Below are 25,820 nucleotides of genomic sequence, written 5' to 3' on the forward strand. Positions count from 1 at the left end.
ACAATATCAGTGCACATTAACTCCATTTTCAACAAATAAAACTCTATAAAATCAATTGACTACAATAGTTTGCTTTTAGTTCATAGGTTTGGAAAACGCGCATGCGCATGTTTCCAGATGGTGTATCTGGCAGAAAGCTGATAAGTTCTTTACATACAGATAGTTAACTGTGCGCGTTTTTACTGTTCTAACGTGATAAACGCGCATGCGCACGAATAAAATGTTAAATTTCAAGGAGAATTGAGTGCAACTAAAAATCGAAGGAAAAACGGAGCATAAAGGTTTTCTTCTTAAAGAGCCTGCCGTTTTAAACGGAAACATTCTAGTCTTGACAGGAAGAAACGGTTCGGGGAAAACGAGGTTAATAGAAAGCTTACAAAATCAATGCTCGATGATTTCTATCGGCGATGAAATTGTAAATACTAAAGATGTTAGGCTTGTAGAGCAAAGCAGTTTAAATCCTAGTATTGGATCAAACTACAATGATGCACAGTTTCAAACAAAAATCACAGGCAGTTTGCAGCTGTATGACAGAATTAAAAATGATTTAAACTCTCCATATGATCAGAATAAATCACAGCAATATAATAGAATGCGAGATTCTGGTCTAGATTATGAGTCTCTGTTTAAGCTGTGTATGTCAATATCTAAGACTGTAAATAAGTCTGCTTCTGAGCTTACACATGATGACATTATTCTTAACTTCGAAGAACCATTAAAAAATGTTCTTGGAATGCAAAACATTTCAACCATTTTCAATCAATACATAAAGCGATTAAACAAAAATAAATATAATGAATGGCTTCGAACAGTAAAGGGCGAAGATGTTCAATACTGGTCTGAAGAAGAATTCTTCAATCGATTTGGAGAACGCCCATGGACTATTGTGAATAAAATTTTGGAGGATACATTTGATGGCAAATTCCAATTTATCATCCCAGATGAAAAGTCGCAAAGTTACACATATCAAACACAGCTAATACAGACTGACAATCATCTACTCGTATCAGTTGAGCATTTATCATCAGGAGAAAAAACGCTACTTTGGTTGGCTCTAACTTTGTTCAATAGTCAATACTACGATGCTGAAATAGCTCACGCCCCAAAAATATTATTGATTGACGAACCTGATGCATTTTTGCACCCCAAAATGGTATTGAAAATGTATCAGGCGTTAGAATCGTTCAAATGCAACTTTAATTCAATTGTACTTATAAGCACTCATTCTCCAACCACTGTAGCGCTTGCTCCGAGCAACGAAGTGTTTTTAGTGGAAAATGACTCTATTTCAGCTGTAGAAAAGGATAGCGCAATTGCTCAGCTGCTTGATGGGGTAACTCAAATATCCCTGAATCCTAAGAACCGCCGTCAAGTCTTCGTCGAGAGCCAATATGATGCAGATGTGTACCAAGCTATTTATTCGAAGCTTGTACATAAATCGAACACCATTGATCCGAAAATATCACTCAGCTTTGTCAGTTCTGGACCTAAAATGCCAAAACAGCAGCTAATTGACAAAGCGAAGCAAGTTTTTGACATCAAGGATGAAGCAATCTTAAGCGAATTTGTTGAGTCCATTAACGGAATTGGAAATTGTGTTCAAGTGATTGGGCAGGTGGAGTCATTAGTCGAGAACGAAAATAATTCTGTAAGAGGTATTATCGACTGGGACAGAAAGAACCATCCGTCACGAAATGTATCAGTTTTAGCTAAAGATTACGCCTACTCCATTGAAAACGTAACTCTTGATCCTGTTTGTATCCTTTTATTGCTTCATATAGAAAAACCGGACATATTCACAATGGTAGATGTCTGTGGCTCCGACATACACTGGTCTGATTGGCTTAAAGATCTAGATATCCTTCAAGAGTCAATTGATGATTATATTCTATGTGTTCTTGGTAGAGCTAATAAAAGGGACTCAAGCCTAAGGTATATCTCTGGCATTGAGCTATTCACTGACTCAGAATATTTGACAAAGAATGGGCATGATTTGGAAAGACTGGTGAAGGAGAAATATCCAGGTCTAAATGCTTTTTGCAAAAAAGGAAAAGATGGCGAACTAAAATACTCTATTGTAAATAAATCAATGCTCAATTTGACGAAGGGTGATTTCATTCCGAGTGTTTTCGAGAAGGTATTATCGGAAGTTCAAAAATGAAAACTTAACTTAACAAAGCCAGTCAGCAGGACGCAGCGAAGCTGGCGGCGTTAGCCCATAGAAATTTTCATCCGAAAATGACGAGTTAGAGTTAATAACCTAACTCATTTTTGTCCCAAAGCGTGATGAGTAAGATTATTAAGTCTACAGGCTACGACAATGCTAAACAGGTGAGCCATGGTAATTAGCGAGACGACCGTCCGCCCCATGGACGCGGCGGTCGAGCATCCAAGGAAGGACTTGCTGCGTGTCGTTGAGCAAATACCATGGTTCGCCCTTGAATATGGTCTGCATTCAATAACCAAGTAATGATATTAGTCTTTCAATATTTAACGCTCTTCTGTCTTTAAACAAGTTACTAATCTTCTTTTAAAACAAATAGATTACGCTGATGCTAAACAGGTGAGTCATGGTAATTAGTGAGACAACCGTCCGCCCCATGGCCGCTTTTTGGCGTCCATGCCATTGCGGCATTTGTGAATCCATTGACATCAGACTGGGCGAGCATCAAAGGACTGCTTGAACAACTTCCATAACTGTCAGCTCGCCATCTGATAGGCAGGACGCCTGAATGTCGTGCAATGCAGGGATGCATGAGAACGACCATTGCTCTCATTCATAATCTTAGAAACCCTAGGTTTCTATTCACCGTATCGTTAAACAAATGCTATGTCTCACCTACCAATCAGAATCAGCAACGACTCTCAAGTGCCCTCTTCCATTTAAACACCTAAACAAAAACGCTCTGCGGATTAGGCAGAGCGTTTACGGATAAAACTATGTGATAAAAGGCGTTTAGTCCTTCATATCCTTTTCCATATCTTCGTAGGAAGTATGGCGAACATCTTTGCCTTTCACATAGTAGATAATGTATTCGCAGATATTTTTACAGCGGTCGCCTACACGTTCAACCGCGCGGGCTGCCCAGAGTACGTCTAATACATCGGGGATTGAGCGTGGATCTTCCATCATGTAGGTCATTAATTGACGGATAATACCTTCATATTCACGGTCGAGTTTAGCGTCTTCCTTGTGCAGTTCCAATGCAGACTCTGCATCCATACGGGCTAATGCATCTAAAGTGGCGTGGAGCATACGAGTCGCATGGCGGCCCATATTTTCAATACTGACTAATAACGGCTGCTGATTATTCAATCGCTTATCTAATGCTGCCTTGGCAATACGCACACAGGCGTCACCGATACGCTCAAGATCAGCGATGGATTTTGAAATTGCGATGATCATCCGCAAGTCGCTCGCTGCGGGCTGGCGCTTGGCGATAATACGGGTGCATTCTTCGTCAATCGAGACTTCCATCCCGTTGACTTTATGGTCACCTAAGATCACCTTTTGCGCTAATTCGGCATCTAAGGTGCTTAAGGCGTCGATGGCTTGCTCTAATTGACGCTCAACCAAGCCACCCATAGCGAGTACACGGTTACGAATATCTTCTAGCTCGGCGTTAAATTGCCCAGAGATATGTTTGTTTAAATTCATATTTTCCATTTTGCCAACCTTTTACTCAACTGTATCAACGCCTAGATGGAGTTTGCAATGCTTAACTCTGTTCTAGGCGGTGGCTTATTTCGTTAATCGCTTATCACTCACATCACCTACTGCCAAGGGCAAGGTGATTAACCGTAACGGCCGGTAATGTAATCTTCGGTCTTACGTTTTTTCGGTGTGGTGAAAATGGTGTTGGTATCGGCGTATTCCACCAATTCGCCCATATACATAAAGGCCGTTTGGTCCGATACCCGCGCCGCCTGTTGCATGTTGTGGGTAACGATAACCACTGTGTACTTAGTCTTAAGCTCGGTTATCAGCTCTTCGATGGTTAAGGTTGAAATCGGGTCGAGTGCCGAAGTAGGTTCGTCGAGCAGTAATACTTCTGGCTCGATGGCAATCGCACGGGCAATCACCAAACGTTGCTGCTGACCACCGGATAAGCCAAAGGCGTTATCGTGCAGGCGGTCTTTCACTTCATCCCAAATCGCCGCGCCGCGTAGCGAACGCTCGGCCGCTTCGTCGAGTTCACGGCGGTTGTTAATGCCCTGCAGACGCAGACCATAAACCACGTTTTCGTAAATCGATTTAGGGAATGGGTTAGGACGCTGGAACACCATACCCACGTTACGGCGCAGGGCGGCAACGTCGATCTTTTTGTCATAAATATTTTGACCGTGCAGCAAAATCTCGCCGTCGATATGGCAGTTGTCCACCAGATCGTTCATGCGGTTAATGCAACGCAATAAGGTGGATTTACCACAACCGCTGGGGCCGATAAACGCCGTAACTTGCTTCTTTGGGATCTTCATCGACACATTGAATAGCGCTTGCTTATTGCCATAGCGCAGGTCTAAGTTGCGGATCTCCAGCGCGGTATCGTTCTGGCTCAAGTTTGCTAAGTCAAAGTTATTGGTTTTCATGGCTGTCGAATCTATAGAAATCATATTCAGTCCTAATACTTTCAGGATAATCGCTGATTAATGCTCAAGCGAACGATATTTTTCACGTAAGTGGTTACGCACACTAATCGCGGTTAAGTTCAGTGCCACAATCACTGTTACCAGCAAGAAGGAGGTGGCGTATACCAGAGGACGTGCTGCTTCAACGTTAGGACTCTGGAAGCCCACATCATAAATATGGAACCCTAAGTGCATGAATTTACGTTCTAAATGCACAAACGGGAAGTTTAAGTCCAGTGGCAATGTCGGCGCTAATTTCACTACACCCACCAGCATTAACGGTGCCACCTCACCCGCGGCGCGGGCCACAGCTAAAATCAAACCCGTCATGATCGCAGGGCTTGCCATCGGGATCACAATCCGCCACAGGGTTTCGGCCTTAGTCGCGCCCAGTGCCAAACTACCTTGACGCACCGCGCTAGGAATACGGCTTAAGCCTTCTTCGGTCGATACAATCACCACTGGCAGGGTCAGAATCGCTAATGTCAGCGCCGACCAAATCACCCCTGGCGAACCAAAGGTCGGTGATGGTAAGGCTTCGGCGTAAAACAGTTGGTCAATCGAGCCGCCCATCATGTATACGAAGAACCCGAGACCAAACACCCCGTACACAATCGATGGCACACCCGCTAAGTTGATTACCGCAATACGGATCATCTTAGTAATTGGGCCTTTTTTGGCATATTCGTGCAGGTAAATCGCGGCAATCACCCCAAATGGCGTAACAATAATGGCCATTAAGATCACCATAAATACTGTGCCGAAAATTGCAGGGAATACCCCCCCTTCAGTGTTGGCTTCGCGTGGGTCATCCAGCAGGAAACGGCCAACCCCGACAAACCATTTACCGATTTTTCCCATCAAGCCTAAGTGGTTGACGTAGGTGACATCCAGCACAGTGTCTAATTTAAGTTCCACCTCAACACCGCGCATATCGCGTACAATCACAGCGTCGCGAGCCGCTTCATCACGCAGGGCAAACAGCTGTTTTTCGAGTACTTTATAGTCTTGTTCGAGCGAATGTTTCGCCGCGGCTAACTCCTGCTTGCGACTATCGGTCAGCTCACCATCTAACTCGTAACGGCGCTCTTTTAAACGCAGTTTTTCGATGTTGTAGTTAATCGAGCCAATATCTTGTTTTTGCAGTGATAAGGCTTTGTCAGACAGTGCGACTGCGCGCTCAATATGTTCCATTAAGGAGGATTCAAGCGCATCGTTTTTAAGTTCTAAGCGTTTACCGTTTTCAATCACGGCCACTGGGTAACCGTAAAAGTTACCGTTTTTCGTCCGCTCAAGCAGTGCGACATCAGCTGGCTCACTACGGCTAATAATGTCAGTCGCTAAAATCCAGCGGAAATCTAGGCCCACAAATTCACGGTTACCGGTCTTGACTAAATAACGGGTCACAAACTCACCGGGTGGCTGTTTAAACACATGGCCTGCGGCGGTTAAGCGCTCGGTCGGCACTTCTTCTCTATCGTAGATTTCACCGATTAAGGTTGACCGTACACCCGAGCTATCTTCAAGTTCCCATTGATAAATCGTCGCAGGCCAAAAAAAGCTTAATCCGCGCCATGCAATGAGCAGTAACAGGCCTAATACTGCAATCAAACTGATGCTCACCGCGCCACCTGTCATCCAAATCCATGGCGAGCCTGATTTTACCCACTTACCCATTGCACAAACCTCTCAAGGTCATTGGCGAAATAGTATTTAGTATCATTATCTTATCTCCATTACAGCGAGCTATAGCGGTCACGTAGACGCTGTCTTACCACTTCGGCAATCGTGTTAAAGAAGAAGGTAAATACGAACAGAACGAAGGCCGCGAGGAACAGCACTCGGTAGTGCGAGCTGCCAATCGCCGACTCTGGCATTTCTACCGCAATGTTAGCCGCTAATGTCCGCATACCTTCAAACACGCTCCATTCCATAATGGCGGTGTTACCCGTTGCCATTAGTACGATCATGGTTTCACCCACCGCGCGGCCAAGTCCCATCATCACCGCCGAGAAAATCCCTGGGCTTGCGGTCAGCAGCACAACACGAGTCAGAGTTTGCCAAGGCGTCGCGCCCAGCGCCAAACTGCCGTTAGATAGATGGCGTGGCACAGAGAAAATCGCGTCTTCCGCAATCGAGAAAATGGTTGGAATAACCGCAAAGCCCATGGCGATCCCCACCACCAGCGCGTTACGTTGGTCGAAGGTGATGCCTAATTCGTTAGTGATAAATTGGCGAGTGTTACCATCAAACAATGCCACTTCAATCATCGGACTGATGGCAAAGGAGAACCAACCCACAAAGCAGATAACCGGGATCAGCATCAGCTCCTGATAGACTTCAGGTAAACGTTGTTTCCATTTACCGGGTAACTTGCTCCAAGAATAGGCTGAAAGCAAAATCGAGGTCGGCAGCAAGATCAGCAGCACTAAGATGCCCGGCAAGTGTTCTTCAATCAGCGGAGCTAACCAAAGTCCTGCGAGGAAACCTAAGATAACCGTCGGTAAAGCTTCCATGATTTCGATGGTTGGCTTAACAATGCCGCGCACCTTAGGCGACATAAAGTAAGCGGTATAAATCGCGCCTGCAATCGCTAATGGTACAGCAAATAACATGGCGTAAAATGCGGCCTTCATGGTGCCAAAGGCCAATGGCATTAAGCTCAGCTTGGCTTCAAAGTCATCACTGCCCGAGGTGGATTGCCACACAAATTTAGGCTCAGGGTAACCTTCGTACCACACCTTATTCCACAACGCGCTCCAAGATACCTCGGGATGAGCGTTTTCGACGTTGAAAATATTTAGCTTGTTGTTCGCTTCGACGACTAAGCCATTTGAACGTGGGCTAAACCCCATGGCTCCCGGATTTTTAAGGTCAAAGGTTTTATCAAACAGTTCACGCTCACTGGTGGTGTAAAGCAGTGATAGCTCACCTTCGGGGCTCACCACAGCAAAACTTTTACGGTAAAACTCAGAAGCCATAGAGGCAACAGGTGGTAAGCCCGAAAACTCACGAATTTCTTTATATAAACGGCCTTTTGGACCATTTACTTGGAAGTACTGGGTCACCACACCGCTGTCATAACTCACTAAAATCGAGCTAGCACCTGCGAGCAAGGCAATATTATTAACCTTAGACTTGTCCTTTTCGGCATCGATAACTTGAATTAAATCGATGTCTTCAATGTCACGAATATTGTAAACAAACACCTTATTGCCCATCTGCAACATCAGTTGGCGTTGATCAGGGGTCATTAATTGGTGCGCCGCCTTTTTAGGGGCATCAGGGAGCTGTGCACTCGTCGTTGTCCACTCAATCTCTTCGGTCATCATGTTTTCTTGACCTTCAAGACGGCTTAAACGCCAAATGCCACTATTATCTTGGTAGGCAAAGGTGATTTTATCGCTACTGAAACTAAAGGCTAAATGGTTGATAGCACTACCAGATTCATCAATCGTGATCGGCGTTTCACCTGCGCTATAACGCAGTTTTGGCGTGATAAGACGTTTATTATTGGGATAGCTTAACCCAAACTCAATGCCCACGATTAGGGCTTGGCCGTTACTCAAACCTAGGGCAAAACGTTGCTCACTCGGCGCGGCAATGGCGGCGCTGGTTACGCTCACACCAGCAGGTAATGGCGGGGTAAAACTGGAGAGTAAGCTGCCATCGGCAACAGTGTAGAAATCCACTTGGCCATCGGCGGCTACGCGATACATTACCTCATTTTGCTCATCAGCACCGACCATCAGGGTCGCGACTTCAGCATGTTGATAACTCACGCTTTTTACTGGAGTCACATCCGCGCTGTCGAAAATGGGTTTAATCACGTATAACAAATAGAAGAAGATCAACAATAAGGCGACAAACACCATAGTGCCGCCAATCGTGACCCCAATTTGAGCCGCTTTATCCTTAAATGCCCTGCGACTTGAACGTCCGCCTTTCAGCATACTGTGCGGCGCAGAACCAGGTTGAATGACCTGACTTTCCATTAAGAACCTCTATTATTAAAGCCTGTGAGTTTTTTCGCTAGGAATTGCGAAATGCTATGCTTACACTGTTTGAGCATAAACTGAGCAATAACAACACCCTTCATTCTAAGTGCGTTGAATTATATGACGCAAAGATGACAGTTGTGTTACACCCCGTTGTAAAACAGGTGCCTTTTACAAAAAATAGGAGTCAGTCGCCATGCTACGATATTTAATCACGCTTCAAGCACCTGATAGAAAAGGATTAGTAGAGCAAATCGCCCACGCCGTGAGTCGCCATGGCGGCAATTGGCTCGACTCAGAATTGCGCCATATCGACGGGATTTTTGCCGCCATTTTGTTACTCGAAGTACCTTCCCTGAAAATGGACGAGCTGATTGAAGCCTTAGAGTGTATCGACGGGCTCACCCTCACCTATGCTAAAACCTCAGTCGCCCTCAAACCCATTAAGCGGCTGACCTACAGTTTAGTGTCCTACGACAGACCCGGATTAGTGCTGGATATCTCCAATCGGATCACCGCACTTGGTATCAATATCGAGCAATTTAGCAGTCAATTTGAAACCGCTGGCCATACTGGCATCGCCCTCTTTCGCGCCACCATAGGTTTAGGCTTGACCGACCTTGCTCAAGAGGAGCAACTGATGCAATCCCTCTATGCCCTCGGTGATGACTTAGTGCTGGATAAACTCAGCCGTTAGGTTTCAACACTTTTAACAAAAAACGCCGCGGGCACTGCCAGCGGCGTTTTTTTATAGAGACTTAGCTAACGTTCTGGTGCCGAGACTTAATCAAATAACGCAGCGGCACTTGTGAAATCAGCATACCGAGCAACATCAAACCGCAGCCAACCAAGGCGCGCAGCCCTAAGCTCTCCCCAAGGAATAAAATACCGCCGATGGCCGCAAACACAGTTTCTAAACTCAAAATAATCGCCGCGTGGGCAGGATGCGCATGCTTTTGCGCCAGCACCTGCAAAGTGTAGGCAATACCCACTGAAATCAGCCCCGCATAGGCCAGTGAGCCCCAGGCGGCAACTACCTTATCGACTGTCGTGACCTCAATGGCCGCCGACACCAGCAGGCTTAATACGCCGCACACCAAAAATTGCATCATGGCGAGTAACACTGGCGAAATCCGCTTGGCAAAATGATCTACCGCCAAAATGTGCATCGCCCAAAACAGCGCGCCAATCAATTGCAGCATATCGCCATAACCAATGTGAAAGCCGTCTTTAATACTTAAAAAATACAACCCCACTAATGCAACGGCACACCCCAACCATGTATTTGCGCCAGTAGCATGTTTCAGCGCCAGCCCCAAAATCGGCACTAACACGATATAAAGCCCAGTGATAAAGCCCGCATTGGCCGCAGTGGTATACAGCAGCCCCACCTGTTGCAATGAGGCGCCAGCAAACAGCAATCCGCCTACCGCCACGCAGCCAATGGCAAAATCTTTGGGTGTACCGAGATGAATTTTACCTTGCCGAGCCAAGTACCACACCAGTGGAACGAGTGACAGCGTACCAATTAAGAAACGTAGCCCGTTGAATACAAAGGGCGATAAATGCTCCATTCCTAAGGTTTGCGCGACAAAACCAAAGCCCCAAATGGCAGCGGCTAACAAGAGTAAAAAATTGGCAGGCAAGATACTGTCTCAATGATTAAAAAGGATGACAAGATTACCGATATGCTGGACGCTTGTCCAAAATAACCTACAAGTGAATAACAAACTGACGCACTCACCACGAGTTAATTGACAGTTCATTGACCCCCGTTAACCGCCGTACATTTAAATCAAGTTGGGGTATCAATCGAAAATTCCTATCTAAACTCGACTAGATAATCTTGTATACTGCACACCAAGCAATGACGAATGCATAAGTGCGCTGGGCAGCCTTGCCCAACCCAGTGACACAATAAAAACTAGGAACACCTATGTTAGGAACGCTAAAAAAGCTGCGCGCACACTTAGATGAGGCGCAACAAGTACAGTATCAACTGGTGATAGGTGAAGAATTACTGCCACTGAATCCCTTAATTGGCAAGCCGCTGACACTTACCCACACGGGTAACATCTTCTGCTGTAACTGCGGCAAAAAGACCAAAAAGAGCTATTCGCAAGGCCATTGCTTTGTGTGTATGCAAAAGCTCGCCAGCTGCGATATGTGCATCATGAAGCCCGAAACTTGCCACTTTGACCAAGGCACCTGCCGGGAGCCAGAGTGGGCGCAAAGCCATTGTTTTGTGCCGCATTATGTTTATCTATCTAATACTTCAGGCATCAAAGTCGGCATCACTCGCCACACTCAACTGCCAACTCGTTGGATTGACCAAGGTGCCACCCAAGGTTTACCGATTTTTAAAGTGTCGACACGACAAATCTCGGGTTTAGTGGAAGTGGAGTTAGCCAAGCTCATCAACGATAAAACTCACTGGCAAGCCATGTTAAAGGGCCATGCCGATGATATCGATTTGAATGCTAAGGCTGCGGAACTGATCCCACACATCGAAGCAAAACTGCATGAAATCGCTATGCAAAAAGGTGATTACAGCATCGAGCGATTGCAGGAAGACATTCAAACCATTCATTATCCGATTGAAGTTTTCCCCAAAAAAATCAGCTCACATAATTTTGATAAAGACGCCGTGGTCAGCGGAATTTTACAGGGCATCAAAGGCCAATATTTACTGTTCGATACAGGCGTGATTAATATCCGCAAATTTACGGCCTATGAAGTGAGTGTATCCTTAAGCAACTAGCTTACGCCGCGTTGTGCTAAGGCGAAGCCCTACACAACGCGCGCTATTCTTGGCTTAGCAACGCTTGGCTTGAAAGGCAATGTACTAACCAACTTGCGCTTCCATATAGACAAGTTCCCAAATATGTCCATCGGGATCTTCGAACGCATGGCCGTACATAAACCCTTGATCTTGTGCTTGACGATAGGCTTTGCCACCATGCAGTTCAGCAAGTTTTACCAATTGGTCGACACGTTCTCGACTGTCACAGTCTAGGCAATTGAGTACCTCTGTCGTGGCATGGGCATCGGCAATCACCTTATCGGTAAAACCAGCAAAAAAAGGCTTCGCCAGCAGCATCACATAAATATTGTCCGCGATCACCACGCAAGCAGCCTGCTCATTGCTGTATTGATCATTGATGCCAAACCCTAGACCAGCGTAAAAAGCCCTTGATTGTTGAACACTTTCAACCGCCAAATTAACAAAGATACTTTGTGCCATCATAATCTCCCTTTATAAGTCCTCTGCGGACGTACATCCTAGTCAGGTAAAAATACCTGTCATCTGTAGATAGGTAAGTAAATAGCTAACTGAATTGTCTAGTCTATCATTGCAACATCCTAAACTCGTGTTCCAGCGAGCTCTTTAGGCGAGCATCTTACTCACCTTAAGACTTTACTGATTACTGCGCCAAAATATCCGCCCTATTGCACCGCATGGGTGGCGGGCAGCGATAGCAGCATTTCCTCGATTGAGCCATCGAAGCGGGCTTTGACTTCGTCCATATCCTTAATATTGGCAAAGCCTTGGCCAAGAACTCGCCATACCATCTCATAAGGCTGACCCGCAATGCCCGTTGGCTTAAAAAAGCTAATCAACACTGAGCCTTTATCGTATTTTTTAAGATCAACACCTTGATTCGACAGGCCAGGCACTAAGCCTGCGGCGGCAAGTATCTGCTCATCCGACATTTGTGTGCCCATGGCGATGCCGAACCCCACTTGAAAGTCCGCCAGTTGCGGGTCTTCAACCCAGCGATAACCTTTTGTCAGCAGCACTTTTTTAAGGGTGTCCTGCATATGTTGTAAGACTTGTTGTTGATCGAGCCTGCGGTCAACAAAAATCTTCTGTAGTGTGGGATGCCAACTGTAGGTCATGGCGCTCGGCGGTAATTGACTCAAATCCCCCGAAGTTACGACAGTAGTTCGTAGCACTTGCGAATCATCGTTCACACTTACACAGGCGGTAAGACCTAGCAAACTCAAGCTTACAATTGTCAGTACACGTCTTATTTTTTGTGGTAAATACATGCTCTTTCCCTTATGGCAATTTTTACAGCTTAAGGATAGTTGCTATTTCTCAGACTGAAAGTCGATATTCATCATAGTGTTAAATTGCAACGTTCGGCAACCGCTGCACTTATATTGCTCAGAAACCTTAGTGTGCACCACATAGTTATGATTTGTTACTTTATAAAGCCCGTACAGCGTATAGGCGCGATTCAATTTACCCGCTAGAATGCCTCGCTCAACGTCAGTGATAGTAATACCTCGGCGCTTAAATTCGAGAGTAATATCCCTATTACAATGCCAAAAATGACAATATATAAAAGGTGTGGAATTTATCTATGGAGTTAATACTGGCTATCGCATTGTTTGCCTTTTCATCGGGGATCACTCCTGGGCCTAACAATATTATGCTGATGACCTCAGGGGTCAACTTTGGCGTTAAACGCAGTATTCCGCATCTGATGGGGATTAGCCTTGGCTTTCCTACCATGATCCTCGCCATCGGCCTAGGCTTAAGCGCCCTATTTCAAGCCTACCCGATTATCCACCAAGTGATTAAAGTCATTGGGATTGTATACCTTCTGTACCTGTCATGGTTGATAGCCAATAGCAGTAGCAAGATGGAGGGCAAGAGCATCGCTAAACCTTTTAGTTTTCTGCAAGCCGCGGCATTTCAATGGGTTAATCCTAAAGGCTGGATTATGGCCGTAGGCGCGATTGCCACTTTTACCTCAGTACAACAGGATCTCACACCTCAAGTGGTTACTATTGCCACAGTGTTTTTATGTGTGGCTTTTCCCTGTGCCGTGGTCTGGCTTGGGTTTGGTGTAGCACTTAAACGTATTTTGAAAAACGAACGCCAGCAGAAGATCTTTAATATCACTATGGCCATCTTGCTTGTGGCGTCTATCATCCCTATGATCGCCCCCTAATTTTGGCCGTAAGAGTTAAGCACTAGCATGAATGAGATAGAACTGATCACTCAACAAACCGATAACTGGGTGAAAAAAGTGATCATGAAATACAATATTTGCCCCTTCGCCAGACGTGAGGTCGAGCGCGGCAGTATTCGCTATCTTGTTGTTGAACAAACCAAAGTCAAGCTAGTGCTTAAGGCATTGATTGAAGAATGCCAATACCTGGATGCGCACCCAGAGCACGAAACCTCGCTGTTTATTCTGCCGCGGGGATTTGAGGGCTTTTACACTTACCTCGATCTCGTCGATATGGCGAACGACGCCTTATTCGACAACGACTATGAAGGCGTTTATCAGCTCGCGCATTTTCATCCCGACTATTGTTTTGAGGATGAACCACAGGACTCGGCCGCCAATTTTACCAACCGCGCGCCCTACCCAACCCTGCATATTATTCGCGAGGCCAGTATGGAGTTAGCCCTGGCTAACTACAACGACCCTGAATCGATCCCCGAGCGCAATATTCAGTTTTGTGAACGTAAAGGTAGCGAGTTTTTTATTAAATTACTCGCAGAGTGCATGGGGAAATAGCTTAATCACGGCGGGTAACACATGTACCGCGTAACAATCAGCTGAATGTTTGCGACAACGGAATGTAATCACGATGTACTTGATTATCCCATCAGCATTAAAGCCCTTTTTTAGCGCAGAGATACCAGACTCACGCCAACTCGACATCGGTTTTGCCCTATTTGAATTTCCAAGATTTGAAGACCTCATCGATTTTCAAATGGGTTATCGCTGGCATGGTATCACCCAAGCGCGGGAGCCTACTTGGGATGATAATTGGCTAGTACTGGCAAGCTCCTATGGCGATCCCTTAATTTATCATTTAAAGGATGAACACATTCTTTTCGCTCGCCATGGCGCATGTGGTTGGAAGCCCAACCTACTTTTTACCGATTTAGCCCAAATGTCTCGCTGCTTTAATGCCTTAGCAACACTTATCACCCACGCAGGCGAAGCCCTTTTTGATGTTGACTACAATATCCAACCAAATTATGTTGAGTTAATTAAAACCGAAATTGTTCATCATGTGGGCCTCGAGCAAGGGAAGCAGATCATCGAGCAATTGGAGATCAGCGCCTACGCTTAAAGTAGGCTGGTGATGATTCAATAAGGGTAAATGTCATTCTGCACATTCCACTCTATCGGCCAGCATATCGGCAACATCTTCATCATGGTCGATACTAAAGGCGATAAAGTCATCTGTCTTAGGTATCGCTTGATACACTTCCGTCTGGGTAAACAGTTGTAGGCATTCGGAAAATATCAAACGTATTTGCCCCACTATGGCTTCCCACTCGCTAAAGTCATCCTCGGGTAAGCGCTGTTGAATCGCTTGCAACTCGCCCTCTGAAAGCACATAAAGCGTACTCACACATTGATACTCCCAGTCACCCGTATTGAACTTAAGCTCTTGGATGGCTTCAGGGTTTTGGTATGACGTAGCCCATTTCCCTGACTGGTAATAGGTTAAGCAACGCTGGAAATCCAATTCAGTATTAAAACAAAGATTTAACTCTGCGTATTCGGCATTTGTATCGAAGGCGAAGGCATAAAAGGTTTTATCTGGATGGCTTAATAAAAACCGTTCAACCTCCACTGTTATAAACTGCATTATCTCGGCTTTGATCCGTGCAACGAGCTGATGATCTAATAGCATAGAGTTTTTCCACCTAAAAAATATCCTTTGAAATTACGTCGAATCACTGAGTTTAAGCCGACCTTATTAGCGCTAAGTTTGTGTCGCATTTTTACGATTCAAGCATGAAAATAAAGCCCAATCACAGGATTTGTGTGCTCCATTTCTCATTGCCATAGCGACGATTCTTATAGCTATCGATACGCCATTCATCGGCCTTTTTAAGGACAATAAACAGATACTCATCTTCGAAGTGAGTGTTGGTTTTGACATAGATTTCAGCTCTGCTCTTATGTTTTAAGTTAACGAGCAGCTCAAGGGGATGGTCACAACCATTAAACTTTGAAGGAAAACCAAAGGAGTTGCGAACTTTACCGCCGTAAACACGGGGCTTATCGGTACAAAACCCATCAAATAAGGGGGAGATTTGTTCATTGAACAGTGCAAACCAATCGGTCCGCTCTGCATAGTGGAACTCAGTTTCGGGCACGGCCTTTCTTAAGGCTTCTTCCTCTGCTTGATATTTAGCGTAGAGATTATTTTCGATCTCATTCCAACTTTGGCTGAAAGATAACACTCGCTGAGTTAAATATGCGGTTAATTCAATGTCATTCATTGACTGATTTACGCCTTTTAAGGTCGATTTATTTGCTAAGCAGTCCGAACGTTCATCACACAAAAAGATAACCCCACGCTCTTATCCCTAAAACACCTCACTTAAACCAACCTTTGATACTCGTCAGCAGTGAGCGACTGTAAAAATGCACACTCTTGGCTTGGCAAAATGTAGCGATAGACTCAACGCTGTTGCTATGTAAATGGTGTACCTTAATAGGCCAGCTGCCCCGCTTCAGTTGACGCTCAAGCAATTTCACATCCCGCGGATACGATTAATATCCTCTGAGTTTTTAGCGCGTAAATGGATGACAGGGCTTAAGGCGTGGTCCGACGTACTTCTAATAAAATCCAAGCGTAAAGACTCCAGCAGATAAGCTTTCACGACGGCTTTATAGTTCGACAGTAACCCTTTGAGCTGCGCGAAATGGGGATACTCATGGAGCTTGATATAGCCAAATAACGAGAGCGCCCCGTGTGTTCAGCCAACTCGAGCAGCGATGACAACATCAAGCGCACTTCGTGTGCATCTGAGGATTTCGACATATTGCTGTTAGGGTTCAGCGCCATATCGCTTCCCGATTGCAGCAGCACTTGGAACAGTGTCTCGGCATCGAGCGTCATCACCCATGGTGCTCAGTGCCTTCGCTCTTCATCAATTCGATGGCCTTATCAACGGCGGTTTGAGATGTGAAAATCGGCGTAAAAGGATGATCACAGCCATCCTCGAGGGGGACATACCACTGGGTGATGCCGATAGCCATCGCACCTTCACCCGCCTCTGGCGCCCAGTGCTACTCTCACTCAAGATAAAGAGTATTGGTTGGCTAAGCAGTTGATAAAACTCGGCCGGATAGAGATTGTCTTGGAGGGCCTTAACAAAACTTTGTTAGAGTGAGGTCGTAGCCTCTAAGGTGTACAGCATTGACAAACTTCCTGTTATTAAGCCGTTAAGACCTTAACTATCAAATAATTAAAAATGATTTTTAGCCATTCGATTCATACTGACCAGATTAAATCGCCTGGGCATGGCAAAACATTGAGGAGCAAAACATCCCACAATCGGAATCATAGCTGGCGCTTAGCCCCGTACCGAGCCTACGGAGTCGCAAACTCGGCACTCAGGAGTAACGGATTGATAAAGCTACAGACTTAATCCCCACACTTCAAAGGCGTCGCGGCAAAGTTGCTCACGAAAATCCGGATGGGCGATATTAATCAAGGCCTGTGCCCGTTCACGTAGCGAGCGGCCACGAAGATTCGCCGCGCCATATTCGGTCACTATGTAATGAACATGGGCGCGGGTAGTTACCACCCCCGCCCCAGGAGATAACACGCTAGCGATGCGAGAAACCCGACCTCCAGAGGCCGTACTTGGCAGCGCAATCACAGAGCGGCCACCTTCGGACAGCCCCGCGCCGCGGATAAAGTCCATCTGGCCACCCACGCCCGAATAAATCTTAGTGCCAATGGAATCGGCACACACTTGCCCGGTGAGATCGACCTGAAGCGCCGAGTTAATCGCCATTACATTGGGGTTTTTACGGATAATAGACGTGTCGTTCACCTGCTCGATATCCATAAAGATAACCGCAGGATTATCATCCACATAGTCGTATAACTTCTGGCTACCTAAGGCAAAACCTGTAACCAGTTTTCCGGGGTAAAAGCGCTTTTTACTGTTGTTAATCACGCCCTTTTCAACCAATTGCAAAATCCCGTCGGAAAACAATTCGGTATGCACGCCTAAGTCTTTGTGCTCGGTCAGGCAGGACAATACCGCATCGGGAATTGCGCCAATGCCCATCTGCAAACAATCACCATCACGGACTAATTCAGCCACATTTTTCCCTATCGCCAGACTCACAGCATCGCCAGTGGCAAACGAATGAATGGGTAAACTGGCGCTTTGCTCATACACGGCGGCAAAACGGTCGATATGAATAAAACCATCGCCGTGGGTGCGGGGCATTTGTGGGTTAATATGGGCAATGATTTTGCCCGCCACTTGGCAGGCGGCTAAGGTCGCCTCCACCGAAATTCCTAAGGAACACATGCCATGTTTATCGGGTGGCGACACTTGGATAATCGCAGTATCAATTTTTTGCTCGCCGGAGCGGAACAGTTTAGGCACTTCCGAGAGGAAAATCGGCACATAATCGGCATCGCCACTTTGTAATAACGGCCTTGTAGGCACCCCACCGAAAAAACAGCGATGGCGCAAATGCCCACGTAAATCGGGATGACTTAAGGATTCAGCACCTTCGGTATGTAACTGTAATAAGGTGAGATTTTCAAGGGTGAGCGCATGTTTTGCCAGCGCATCTAATAAGACTTTTGGAGTTGCTCCCATGGAATGGGTCCACAGGGTTTCGCCACTTTGGATCAGTGAAACCGCTTCGAGGGCACTTTGACACACAATCGCAGGCATACAGAATTCCTTCGCTAAGCTAAATCTCTATTCCTTTTGCGTATGATGCAATGTTGATACGCATCGCGCTGCTCAGCCGAATAGGCCTTCACATTCACTGAGTTGATAACCTCAGGTATCGATTTACACAAATCGGTCTGCATAAATCGCGCGAAGGGACACACTAAGCCATCACATAAAAGGAACATTTTGTTAGCAGCAGTGTAAGCGAGTTCTAAAGTAACTAACATCCATTTCAACTACTTAGTCCAAATCTTTACGCATAATTTGCGTTAAATCAAAACTCGCGCCTAAAGCGTGAGTCAGCCCCTTAATCCAAACGTTTAGAAAAGCGCAGGCTTGCCACCAGCAGCCCCAAACAGGTAAAACCAATCATCCACAAGGCATCAAATTGCAAGTCACTCACCTCGGCATCCCGAAGCACAATCGCGCGGGACATACGCATAAAGTGCGTCGCGGGTAACGCCTCGGCAATCCACTGCGCCGCTACGGGCATGGCCTCGTAGGGGAACATAAAACCCGACAACAAAATCGATGGCAGCAGGATAAACACCGTCATTTGCATCGACTGTAACTGGGTTTTCGCGATGGTCGAAATCACTAGGCCTAAGGTCAAACTGGCGCAGATAAACAACATGGCCGCCAGCGCAATCGAGCCCAAACCACCGCGAATCGGCACGGCAAACAGCAAATGCCCAGCGGTAAGAATAATCGCCAATTGCACAAAGCCGACTAACACATAAGGGGTTATTTTACCTAGCATTAGCTCAAGCGGCCTCACCGGCGTGGTGATTAAAAACTCCATATTGCCCTGCTCTCGCTCGCGCACAATCGCGGCCGAGGTAAACATCACCATGGTCATAGTCAAAATGACCCCTAATAGGCCAGGGACGATATTCACCACAGATCGCTGCTCAGGGTTAAAATACTGCACCACCTCAAAACTGGGGGGATTGGATTTGACCGCCCTGCCCGCAATTTCATCCAGCGGCATTTGTCTTAAACTGCGAATGGTAGAGGCGACCACAGTATCCGAGCCATCCACCAACCATTGACCGACAGGCTCGGCAAAATAGGTCTGCCCTGCAAACGCTGGATGCCGCACTAAACGCTCGTCAAGATCGGCACCTAAATACAGCACGGCTTTCACTTCGCCGCGGGTGATCGCGGCTTCCGCCTCGGCAATATTCAAATAGTGATATTTAAAATCAACTACTTGGGTCGCTTCAACCGCTTTAACTAAAGCACGACTATAGGCGGAATCGCTTAAATTGACTAAACCTGCGGGCAAATGGCGCGCATCGGTATTGATGGCATAACCAAACAGCATCAACTGCACTAAGGGGATCATCACTATCATGCCGAAGGTCATGCGATCCCGCGATAACTGCCTGAGTTCTTTGACCACCACGGCCCAAATTCTACCTAGCATCTTGAGCCTCCACTGTCGTAGCCTGACTGCCGATCGGCGGCGCCAGTTGGGCACGTCCACCCGTGCAAGTCACAAACACATCCTCAAGGCTTGGGCGCACTTCAGTCAGTGCCCGCCCAGCAACCCTTGGGCTTAACCAAGCCAGCGGATCTGCAATCGAACTTTGCACTAATACCCGTAAACGGCTACCAATCTGCGCCGCCGATAACACGTTGGCGTCGCTGATAAGCGACTGTTTAAGCTTACGTAAATCCTCACCCGACACTTCAACGACCCGCGTGCCCATAGCCGCCATAAGTTGTTGCGGCGAGCCGTCGGCGCGTTTTATCCCGCGCTCTAAAATCGCTAAACCATGGCAACGCTCGGCCTCATCCATATAGTGGGTCGAGACTAAAATCGTGGTGCCTTGGGCGCAGAGATCGAACAGCCGTTCCCAAAACTCGCGGCGATTTTCAGGGTCCACCGCCGACGTCGGCTCATCGAGAAATAACAGCTCAGGGTGATGTAAGGTCGCTGCGGCTAAGGCTAAACGTTGCTTTTGCCCGCCACTCATGGAGCCCGCCATTTGCTTCTCGCGCCCAGCCAAATCGTACAAGCTTAATAACTCGGCTAAACGCGCCTTGGTTTGGCGACGATTCAGCCCATAAATTTGTGCCACAAACTCCAGGTTTTCCCGCACCGACAAATTGTCGTAGAGGGAGAATTTTTGCGTCATATAGCCAATGCGGCGGCGCAGTTTTTCCTCGGCGCCGGGCAAGGTTTCGCCCAGCACCCGAATATCCCCCGAGGTTGGACTCAGCAGCCCAGTCAACATCCGAATGGAGGTCGATTTACCACAGCCATTGGGGCCTAAAAACCCATAAATCGTGCCCTTAGGGATCGCCAAATCGAGATTTTCTACCGCATTGATGCCGCCAAAGGCGCGGGTCATACCACGGGTTTCGATAGCAAACTCAGAAGCCGCGCTTGATGTTTCAGCCGCTGATGTCCCAGCGACTGTCCCCCCTGCTGAAGCCTGTTGTGCACTCATGGCAACTGTACCTCAAGGGCCATTCCCGTGGGTAAATCCTGTCCTTCTGGCGAAATATCAATATCGGTGAGATACATCAATCTCGCCCTATCGCGTTCATTTAAGGCATAAAAAGGGGTGTAAGCCGGTTGACTGCGAATATTACGCACTGTGCCAGCAATAGGCTTCGTGCGGCCATCGACAAGGATCTTCACTTGGCTACCCGCCTTAACCCTATCGAGCCAAGTTGCTGGCAGATATACCCGTACATAGGGATGCTCAATTGCCAATAAACCAATAAGTTGACTACCTGCGGCCACCCTATCACCCACCCGCCAAGGCAAGGTATCTACCACAGCGGGTTTAGCCGCCACTAGGCTTAAATCCTTGAGGGCTTTTTGCTCCTGCGCCACTCCAGCCATGGCCACCTCGACTGCGGCTCTGGCCTGTTCGAGTTGCTCGCTACGGGTGCCGTTTTGCAGCAATCTTAGGCTCTGCTCGGCTTCGGCTTGCTTGGCAAGGCTGGTATCACGCGCCGCGCGCGCAGCATCTAAATCTGCTTGACTGAGCACCTTAGTCTTAAATAACCGCTGCGTACGCTCAAAAGTCTGCTGCGCCTCTTTAACACTGGCATTGGCGCCATCAAGGGCGGCGCGGGCTTTATCTATATCTTCCGAGCGAGCCCCCGTTACGGCTTCTTCCAACTTGGCCTGCGCTTGTTTAAGCTCGGCCTGACGCTGGCTAAGGCGCGCCTGAGCGGCGGTGCTATCCAGCTCGAGTAATACTTCCCCCGCCTGCACTTGCTGGCCTTCGACCACATTAATTCGATTAATCAGCTCCCCCACAGGGGCGGTGAGGGTTAACCTATCGCGCTCAACCGTACCCAGCACTCGGGGGGATTCATCGCCGCAGGCCGTCAATTGCAGCAACAGCGCCGCGACCAATAGACTCGTCACCAGCTTGCCCCATCTTTGGGGATATAGTCGTCGCGCCTTAACCGACATCACAGCTAACCCATTAGATACACTCATCATTCACTCCTAGGTTCACGCAAAACGCCCTGAGTAAACACCTGTATATTGTGCAGTGCCAAACGTTGTAAATCCTCGGCATTGCTACTAAACAGGCCAAACTGACGCATTAAAACTGGGGGAGCGATCAGCGGAAACACCATCAAACTGATAAAACTCAGGCGCACTAAATTGGGGTCTAGCCCTGCTTTGAGTAATCCAGCATTCACTAATGCCGACTCAACCCATTGGCGCGAGAGGGACAGAATTTGCTCAAACACCGACAACATGATCCGATAGGCCTCGGTGCCATCGCCTTCCTGCAACACACGCACGATTAATCGGGGTAATCCGGGATTAGGTGCCATCACCCGATAATAGATCTGCATCAGTTCGCCAATATCATTAGGTGCTTGAGCGCAGGAGATTTCACGCAAACGCGCAATCACAGGCGCGAGGGTTTCACGCACCATCTGCTCGAATAGCCCAGCCTTAGAGCCAAAGTAATAACGGATAAGCGCCGCATCCACCTCGGCCTCACGGGCTATTTCACGGGTAGAAACAGTGGGATAACTGCGTTCACTAAAGAGCGTCACCGCAGCGGTGATCAGCCGTTGGCGCGCATCAGAGTTGCCTTTCGGGCGACCCGCAGCCATAGACAGCCCAGATTGGGCGGCAAAGGGAACCACACCTCTTGGGCGACGAGGGATAAGCGACATAAGCCTCTCCGGCAGAATTCATCTATTGATGAATATACTGAAAAGCTGCTGGAAAAGGCAGCAGTTAAATTCCTCATTTTGATTAAAATTGAGGAATTTAACCTAAAAGCTTAAGCCTAAGATATCAGAGGTTTAAAACCATTCTTAAGGCTGGTATTTATCTTTGATGAAATCCTAAGCCCCTTTGACGATAGCGCTTAAACGCTCAATAAATTGCTGCACCGCCTCAATGGAATCAAAACTAAAGGCCAATCCATAGTGGGTTTCGTTAAGGCTCTTATGTAAGCGCTTGGGAAATCGCGTCATTTCCGCGCTGTGGTAATAGTCATATTTAGCATGCACGCCTGCTAAGGTGGTAAATTCACCCGAAAATATCTCAAACGCGGGGCGAATAATCAGTTGCGGCGTTTTGCCATCCATATGCAGGTAAAAGGCTTCCTTAGTACCTGGCAACATATATTCGGTAATGCTCTTCACCGAAAAATTGCTACGGCAATTGAGTTCGGTTAAACAGCGGCTCATTTCCTGTTGTGTGATGGCCAAAGGTGCCTCCCAATAAGTGTGAAAACGCTATAGAACCAATAAAGATCCAAAACGTTAAAGTAAAAATAATTTTTGAGCCATCCCAGCCAATTCAAACGGCTAAATACGCTATACGTTTTATTAGCGTTTACTGATCAAGCAATTAGCTGTCGATTAGGTCATATTAAAACAAAGTCAAAAGATTGTCGCTATGTCATTAAATTATATAGCGAATTTTTGCTTGCCAGCCCCAAATGTTGCGACTAGGTTAATAAGCCAGAGTAAGAGTCTACCCTGTCCACCATAGCAAGGTCACTCAGCTTGTGAACTTTTACTCCCAGTGGTTTTACTGCGCAGCATTCCTTAAAACCAGCCTAAGATTGCCTTGCACCAGAGTGCAGCGATGTCAATCGACACAGACACCTGATTAATGTTCACGATTGCAATGCACTGTAAGGCCGCGCTCAATCACTAGAGATGAGAAACACCCATGAAGATAAAAAACACCTTAATGCTCTTGGGTCTGTTAGCTGTCAGCCCCGCGGTTTTTGCCGCAACAGGTATCGCCTTTGTTCACGGAACCGGAAAACAAACCAATGCGTTAGCCGACTATTGGACTTCGGAATTTGTTAACTCAGTGCGCCAAGGGATACCCGTCCCCAATAATTACACTGTCATCAACTGTGACTTCGACCAATATATGTGGGAAGAAGCCGCCGCGGGTTGCCTCGCCACTCAGCTCAATAGCTTTATTCAAGCGAAGAATATTGATGATTTAATCCTGCTCACCCACTCTAATGGCGGTAATGTGGTGCGCTGGATTTTATCAAACCCCACCTGGGACAGCCGTTATCCTGCGGTGATCAAAGCCACCTCCAGAGTCATCGCCCTCGCGCCATCGAGTGGCGGCACGCCGCTGGCCGATGCAGTCAATCAAGGCAATGTGTTCGAAACGACTCTAGGTTGGCTCTTAGGCTATGGCAGCAATGCAGTCAAACAGCAGCAAGTCGGCTGGATGGCAAACTACAACAACACTTGGCTCTATGGCACCTCGGGTCGCCCGAGTTTAGGTAAACCCTTCGAGGTGGTTGTCGGCTCGGATGTGGATTCCGCCATTTGGGACAGCGACAGCTACTGCGCTGGCTATCAATATCAGGTCGCCCTCGAAACCACCCAAAACTGGCTCGATAGCTGCTCCGACGGCTTCTTAAATTGCAGCTCCCAAAAAGCCGCAGGCACAGTCTGGTTTACCGATAAACAAAAGACCCGAGGCCAAGAACCGTTAAGCCATCAGCAGAGTCGCCGTGCCTGCTTTAACTTAGACACGCTGATCCGCAATCATATTTAAGGAGCCTAACATGCAACCTTTTACACTCCGCACCTTAAGCAAAGCGGTCAGCTTGGCCATATTAGCTAGCCTGCTCGGTGCCTGTCAGGATGAGTCACCCACGCCTGAGCCACAAAAAGAAGCCAGCCCAATGTATGCCAAGGGCTTAACCTTAGCCGCGCCGACGCAGAGCGACCTTGTCGATACTAATATCGCCTCGCCAACTCTCGCGCCGATTAATACCAGTACCGATTACGTCAGCTTTATCACTCCGCTCTATGGCGAATACCAAGCCAGTCAACCCGTGCTTGAGCAGGCAAGCCAAAGTGATGAGTATTGGCTTAATGTCACCGGCGCCGAGCTAAATGCTGGCGTGCAGCTTAACTTGAGCCAAGCGGGTAGCTTAGTGCGAATTGCGCCCCGTGGCGATGTCAGCACAGGCGCCTTAATGCATGCCGATGCCGTTGCCCCCGAGCGAGTGCAAATTCAGCGGATAGGCCAAACGCCGCAGGGGAAAAACGCCAGCCCGCAAGCCACGGAATCCTTGGTTAAATCGCTGGTGAGTGCCGACGCCTTAGCCAGCGCAGGCTTAGCCGATGACTCCAGCGCCCTGCAAATGTCTGAAAAAGCCACGGCCGGAGCATATCGCCTACAAGTCAGCCAGCCCTTGGTCGCTAAGGCCAACTATCTGGTCAACGTGAAGGAAAAAGGTTCGCCCTATCAACTAAGCATCAAGGCGCCCAGCGCAATTGCAGCCGATGCCCAAACGGTTGGGGTAAAACTCGCCTTAAGCCAAAGCGATAATCAATTTGCGCCTAAGGCCAAACTCAAACAAGCCGATGGTACAGAGCAAGCGCTGGCCATGGTGAAACAGGGGGATGAATGGCAGGCTTTAGTGCCCGCAGACTTGCCCCTCGCCAGCAGCAATGCGGGGCTGAGTGAAATCGAAGTTACAGTCCAGACTCAAGTCGATGGCCGCCCAGTGCTGCGCACGGTGAAAACCGCCTTTAAGTCCTATGTCAATTCCGCCAGCATCAAACCAGAAGTATTGACCATCTGGGATAAAGGCGTGCCAAATCAAGTCAACTTTGAGCTAACTGTCGCCGAGGCGGGACGCTTTGGTTTGAGTGGCGTGCTCACGGGCACCAATGCCGAGGGCCAAAAGGTCGCGATCATGCGCACCCAAGCGGCGACTTGGTTAACGCCCGAATCCCCCAAACTCAAGCTGATGTTTGACCCCAAACTTATCCAAGCCTCCGGTCTACAACCGCCCTTTGAACTCAACGAGCTAGAGCTGCAAGACCAAGGGCAAATGGCACGGTTAAGTTTTCAGGCCAACGCACTGGTGCTTACGCGCTAACTCAATTTAACCCATTTCTCCCTTCCCAACCGCTTTGAGTGCCCACCTTGGGCACTCTTTTTTTTCCCGTCATCCGAGTTTATGCTGCCAAGCCAAGCGTTTACCCAAGCGAAA

26 protein-coding genes are annotated in these 25,820 nt (G+C 47.5%); 8 read left to right on the forward strand and 18 right to left on the reverse strand.

Annotated elements, in window-relative coordinates; genetic code table 11:
• Positions 1-244 precede the first annotated feature (244 nt).
• Complete coding sequence (locus tag JM642_RS12955) at positions 245-2,161, forward strand: AAA family ATPase (protein WP_203431926.1); 1,917 nt, start codon at positions 245-247, stop codon at positions 2,159-2,161.
• Between the two features lie 162 nt (positions 2,162-2,323).
• Here JM642_RS12955 and JM642_RS20485 read toward each other — a convergent pair whose 3' ends face one another.
• From JM642_RS20485 to JM642_RS12975, 5 genes are all read right to left on the reverse strand, one after another.
• A complete protein-coding gene (locus JM642_RS20485; RefSeq protein WP_256929866.1) occupies positions 2,324-2,455 on the reverse strand; it encodes a hypothetical protein in 132 nt (43 codons plus the stop codon).
• Between the two features lie 501 nt (positions 2,456-2,956).
• On the reverse strand, positions 2,957-3,667 hold the full coding sequence (gene phoU, locus JM642_RS12960; RefSeq protein WP_069454650.1) for a phosphate signaling complex protein PhoU: 711 nt from the start codon (positions 3,665-3,667) through the stop codon (positions 2,957-2,959).
• Between the two features lie 128 nt (positions 3,668-3,795).
• Positions 3,796-4,614, reverse strand: a complete 819-nt coding sequence (pstB, locus tag JM642_RS12965; RefSeq protein ID WP_037416943.1) for a phosphate ABC transporter ATP-binding protein PstB — start codon at positions 4,612-4,614, stop codon at positions 3,796-3,798.
• Between the two features lie 33 nt (positions 4,615-4,647).
• Positions 4,648-6,306: a phosphate ABC transporter permease PstA gene (gene pstA / locus JM642_RS12970; protein ID WP_172588882.1), complete on the reverse strand. Its 1,659-nt coding sequence runs from the start codon at positions 6,304-6,306 to the stop codon at positions 4,648-4,650.
• A gap of 59 nt (positions 6,307-6,365) precedes the next feature.
• A complete protein-coding gene (locus tag JM642_RS12975) occupies positions 6,366-8,624 on the reverse strand; it encodes an ABC transporter permease subunit (RefSeq protein WP_203431927.1) in 2,259 nt (752 codons plus the stop codon).
• A gap of 199 nt (positions 8,625-8,823) precedes the next feature.
• Between JM642_RS12975 and JM642_RS12980 the strand changes: the two genes are divergently transcribed.
• Positions 8,824-9,324, forward strand: coding sequence for an ACT domain-containing protein (locus JM642_RS12980; protein ID WP_037416937.1), 501 nt, complete (start codon positions 8,824-8,826; stop codon positions 9,322-9,324).
• A gap of 61 nt (positions 9,325-9,385) precedes the next feature.
• Here JM642_RS12980 and JM642_RS12985 read toward each other — a convergent pair whose 3' ends face one another.
• Complete coding sequence (locus JM642_RS12985; protein ID WP_203431928.1) at positions 9,386-10,273, reverse strand: DMT family transporter; 888 nt, start codon at positions 10,271-10,273, stop codon at positions 9,386-9,388.
• A gap of 290 nt (positions 10,274-10,563) precedes the next feature.
• Here JM642_RS12985 and JM642_RS12990 point away from each other — a divergent pair, with 290 nt between their 5' ends.
• Positions 10,564-11,388 (forward strand): DUF2797 domain-containing protein, encoded by an 825-nt coding sequence (locus JM642_RS12990; protein ID WP_037416933.1) that lies wholly within the window; start codon positions 10,564-10,566, stop codon positions 11,386-11,388.
• 84 nt (positions 11,389-11,472) lie between these two features.
• Here the strand turns inward: JM642_RS12990 and JM642_RS12995 are convergent, their stop codons facing one another.
• Both JM642_RS12995 and JM642_RS13000 read right to left on the reverse strand, forming a co-directional pair.
• Positions 11,473-11,871, reverse strand: coding sequence for a VOC family protein (locus JM642_RS12995; RefSeq protein ID WP_203431929.1), 399 nt, complete (start codon positions 11,869-11,871; stop codon positions 11,473-11,475).
• Positions 11,872-12,074: 203 nt separating this feature from the next.
• Positions 12,075-12,680 (reverse strand): DUF4136 domain-containing protein, encoded by a 606-nt coding sequence (locus JM642_RS13000; protein ID WP_144344963.1) that lies wholly within the window; start codon positions 12,678-12,680, stop codon positions 12,075-12,077.
• A gap of 317 nt (positions 12,681-12,997) precedes the next feature.
• On the opposite strand from JM642_RS13000, the gene JM642_RS13005 reads away from it, so the two are divergent.
• From JM642_RS13005 to JM642_RS13015, 3 genes are all read left to right on the forward strand, one after another.
• Entirely contained in the window at positions 12,998-13,591 is a 594-nt protein-coding gene (locus JM642_RS13005; RefSeq protein WP_011623319.1) for a LysE family translocator, read from the forward strand.
• 27 nt (positions 13,592-13,618) lie between these two features.
• Entirely contained in the window at positions 13,619-14,167 is a 549-nt protein-coding gene (locus JM642_RS13010; RefSeq protein WP_037429883.1) for a DUF1415 domain-containing protein, read from the forward strand.
• Positions 14,168-14,240: 73 nt separating this feature from the next.
• Positions 14,241-14,732, forward strand: a complete 492-nt coding sequence (locus JM642_RS13015) for a hypothetical protein (protein ID WP_203431930.1) — start codon at positions 14,241-14,243, stop codon at positions 14,730-14,732.
• 33 nt (positions 14,733-14,765) lie between these two features.
• On the opposite strand, the gene JM642_RS13020 is transcribed toward JM642_RS13015, so the two are convergent.
• The 10 genes from JM642_RS13020 to JM642_RS13060 form a co-directional block, all read right to left on the reverse strand.
• Positions 14,766-15,302, reverse strand: coding sequence for a DUF4303 domain-containing protein (locus JM642_RS13020; protein ID WP_144375617.1), 537 nt, complete (start codon positions 15,300-15,302; stop codon positions 14,766-14,768).
• Positions 15,303-15,423: 121 nt separating this feature from the next.
• The gene (locus JM642_RS13025) at positions 15,424-15,897 is read right to left on the reverse strand and encodes an NTF2 fold immunity protein (RefSeq protein ID WP_203431931.1); all 474 of its coding nucleotides are present in this window, start codon (positions 15,895-15,897) and stop codon (positions 15,424-15,426) included.
• 380 nt (positions 15,898-16,277) lie between these two features.
• Positions 16,278-16,523 carry a hypothetical protein gene (locus JM642_RS20380; protein ID WP_239000443.1) on the reverse strand — a complete coding sequence of 82 codons (246 nt, stop codon included), beginning with the start codon at positions 16,521-16,523 and terminating at the stop codon, positions 16,278-16,280.
• Positions 16,520-16,660: a hypothetical protein gene (locus JM642_RS20385; protein ID WP_239000444.1), complete on the reverse strand. Its 141-nt coding sequence runs from the start codon at positions 16,658-16,660 to the stop codon at positions 16,520-16,522. The genes JM642_RS20380 and JM642_RS20385 overlap by 4 nt, the downstream gene beginning before the upstream one ends.
• Positions 16,661-17,040: 380 nt before the next feature.
• The gene (locus JM642_RS13035) at positions 17,041-18,327 is read right to left on the reverse strand and encodes an acetyl-CoA hydrolase/transferase C-terminal domain-containing protein (RefSeq protein ID WP_047538971.1); all 1,287 of its coding nucleotides are present in this window, start codon (positions 18,325-18,327) and stop codon (positions 17,041-17,043) included.
• 310 nt (positions 18,328-18,637) lie between these two features.
• Positions 18,638-19,759, reverse strand: a complete 1,122-nt coding sequence (locus JM642_RS13040; protein ID WP_203431932.1) for an ABC transporter permease — start codon at positions 19,757-19,759, stop codon at positions 18,638-18,640.
• On the reverse strand, positions 19,749-20,690 hold the full coding sequence (locus tag JM642_RS13045; protein WP_203433813.1) for an ABC transporter ATP-binding protein: 942 nt from the start codon (positions 20,688-20,690) through the stop codon (positions 19,749-19,751). Before JM642_RS13045 ends, JM642_RS13040 begins: the two co-directional genes overlap by 11 nt.
• Before the next feature lie 95 nt (positions 20,691-20,785).
• The gene (locus JM642_RS13050) at positions 20,786-21,799 is read right to left on the reverse strand and encodes an HlyD family efflux transporter periplasmic adaptor subunit (protein ID WP_203431933.1); all 1,014 of its coding nucleotides are present in this window, start codon (positions 21,797-21,799) and stop codon (positions 20,786-20,788) included.
• The gene (locus tag JM642_RS13055; protein ID WP_203431934.1) at positions 21,799-22,497 is read right to left on the reverse strand and encodes a TetR/AcrR family transcriptional regulator; all 699 of its coding nucleotides are present in this window, start codon (positions 22,495-22,497) and stop codon (positions 21,799-21,801) included. The genes JM642_RS13050 and JM642_RS13055 overlap by 1 nt, the downstream gene beginning before the upstream one ends.
• Positions 22,498-22,671: 174 nt before the next feature.
• A complete protein-coding gene (locus JM642_RS13060; RefSeq protein ID WP_099458520.1) occupies positions 22,672-23,019 on the reverse strand; it encodes a hypothetical protein in 348 nt (115 codons plus the stop codon).
• A 490-nt stretch (positions 23,020-23,509) separates the two neighbouring features.
• On the opposite strand from JM642_RS13060, the gene JM642_RS13065 reads away from it, so the two are divergent.
• Together JM642_RS13065 and JM642_RS13070 are read left to right on the forward strand one after the other, a co-directional pair.
• Entirely contained in the window at positions 23,510-24,367 is an 858-nt protein-coding gene (locus JM642_RS13065) for a hypothetical protein (protein ID WP_037431013.1), read from the forward strand.
• Between the two features lie 10 nt (positions 24,368-24,377).
• Positions 24,378-25,706 (forward strand): DUF4785 domain-containing protein, encoded by a 1,329-nt coding sequence (locus JM642_RS13070; protein ID WP_172590977.1) that lies wholly within the window; start codon positions 24,378-24,380, stop codon positions 25,704-25,706.
• Positions 25,707-25,820 lie beyond the last annotated feature (114 nt).

It is taken from the genome of Shewanella sp. LZH-2, assembly GCF_016859145.1.
Classification (GTDB): domain Bacteria; phylum Pseudomonadota; class Gammaproteobacteria; order Enterobacterales; family Shewanellaceae; genus Shewanella; species Shewanella xiamenensis.

What these genes read in the sequence shown, in the direction of transcription:
- JM642_RS20485 (WP_256929866.1), bottom strand. Translation starts at nt 2,455, where the DNA reads ATGCAGACCATATTCAAGGGCGAACCATGGTATTTGCTCAACGACACG.
- phoU (WP_069454650.1), bottom strand. Translation starts at nt 3,667, where the DNA reads ATGGAAAATATGAATTTAAACAAACATATCTCTGGGCAATTTAACGCC.
- pstB (WP_037416943.1), bottom strand. Translation starts at nt 4,614, where the DNA reads ATGATTTCTATAGATTCGACAGCCATGAAAACCAATAACTTTGACTTA.
- pstA (WP_172588882.1), bottom strand. Translation starts at nt 6,306, where the DNA reads ATGGGTAAGTGGGTAAAATCAGGCTCGCCATGGATTTGGATGACAGGT.
- JM642_RS12975 (WP_203431927.1), bottom strand. Translation starts at nt 8,624, where the DNA reads ATGGAAAGTCAGGTCATTCAACCTGGTTCTGCGCCGCACAGTATGCTG.
- JM642_RS12980 (WP_037416937.1), top strand. Translation starts at nt 8,824, where the DNA reads ATGCTACGATATTTAATCACGCTTCAAGCACCTGATAGAAAAGGATTA.
- JM642_RS12990 (WP_037416933.1), top strand. Translation starts at nt 10,564, where the DNA reads ATGTTAGGAACGCTAAAAAAGCTGCGCGCACACTTAGATGAGGCGCAA.
- JM642_RS12995 (WP_203431929.1), bottom strand. Translation starts at nt 11,871, where the DNA reads ATGGCACAAAGTATCTTTGTTAATTTGGCGGTTGAAAGTGTTCAACAA.
- JM642_RS13000 (WP_144344963.1), bottom strand. Translation starts at nt 12,680, where the DNA reads ATGTATTTACCACAAAAAATAAGACGTGTACTGACAATTGTAAGCTTG.
- JM642_RS13005 (WP_011623319.1), top strand. Translation starts at nt 12,998, where the DNA reads ATGGAGTTAATACTGGCTATCGCATTGTTTGCCTTTTCATCGGGGATC.
- JM642_RS13010 (WP_037429883.1), top strand. Translation starts at nt 13,619, where the DNA reads ATGAATGAGATAGAACTGATCACTCAACAAACCGATAACTGGGTGAAA.
- JM642_RS13015 (WP_203431930.1), top strand. Translation starts at nt 14,241, where the DNA reads ATGTACTTGATTATCCCATCAGCATTAAAGCCCTTTTTTAGCGCAGAG.
- JM642_RS13020 (WP_144375617.1), bottom strand. Translation starts at nt 15,302, where the DNA reads ATGCTATTAGATCATCAGCTCGTTGCACGGATCAAAGCCGAGATAATG.
- JM642_RS13025 (WP_203431931.1), bottom strand. Translation starts at nt 15,897, where the DNA reads ATGAATGACATTGAATTAACCGCATATTTAACTCAGCGAGTGTTATCT.
- JM642_RS20385 (WP_239000444.1), bottom strand. Translation starts at nt 16,660, where the DNA reads ATGGCTATCGGCATCACCCAGTGGTATGTCCCCCTCGAGGATGGCTGT.
- JM642_RS13035 (WP_047538971.1), bottom strand. Translation starts at nt 18,327, where the DNA reads ATGCCTGCGATTGTGTGTCAAAGTGCCCTCGAAGCGGTTTCACTGATC.
- JM642_RS13040 (WP_203431932.1), bottom strand. Translation starts at nt 19,759, where the DNA reads ATGCTAGGTAGAATTTGGGCCGTGGTGGTCAAAGAACTCAGGCAGTTA.
- JM642_RS13045 (WP_203433813.1), bottom strand. Translation starts at nt 20,690, where the DNA reads ATGACCCGCGCCTTTGGCGGCATCAATGCGGTAGAAAATCTCGATTTG.
- JM642_RS13050 (WP_203431933.1), bottom strand. Translation starts at nt 21,799, where the DNA reads ATGAGTGTATCTAATGGGTTAGCTGTGATGTCGGTTAAGGCGCGACGA.
- JM642_RS13055 (WP_203431934.1), bottom strand. Translation starts at nt 22,497, where the DNA reads ATGTCGCTTATCCCTCGTCGCCCAAGAGGTGTGGTTCCCTTTGCCGCC.
- JM642_RS13060 (WP_099458520.1), bottom strand. Translation starts at nt 23,019, where the DNA reads ATGAGCCGCTGTTTAACCGAACTCAATTGCCGTAGCAATTTTTCGGTG.
- JM642_RS13065 (WP_037431013.1), top strand. Translation starts at nt 23,510, where the DNA reads ATGAAGATAAAAAACACCTTAATGCTCTTGGGTCTGTTAGCTGTCAGC.
- JM642_RS13070 (WP_172590977.1), top strand. Translation starts at nt 24,378, where the DNA reads ATGCAACCTTTTACACTCCGCACCTTAAGCAAAGCGGTCAGCTTGGCC.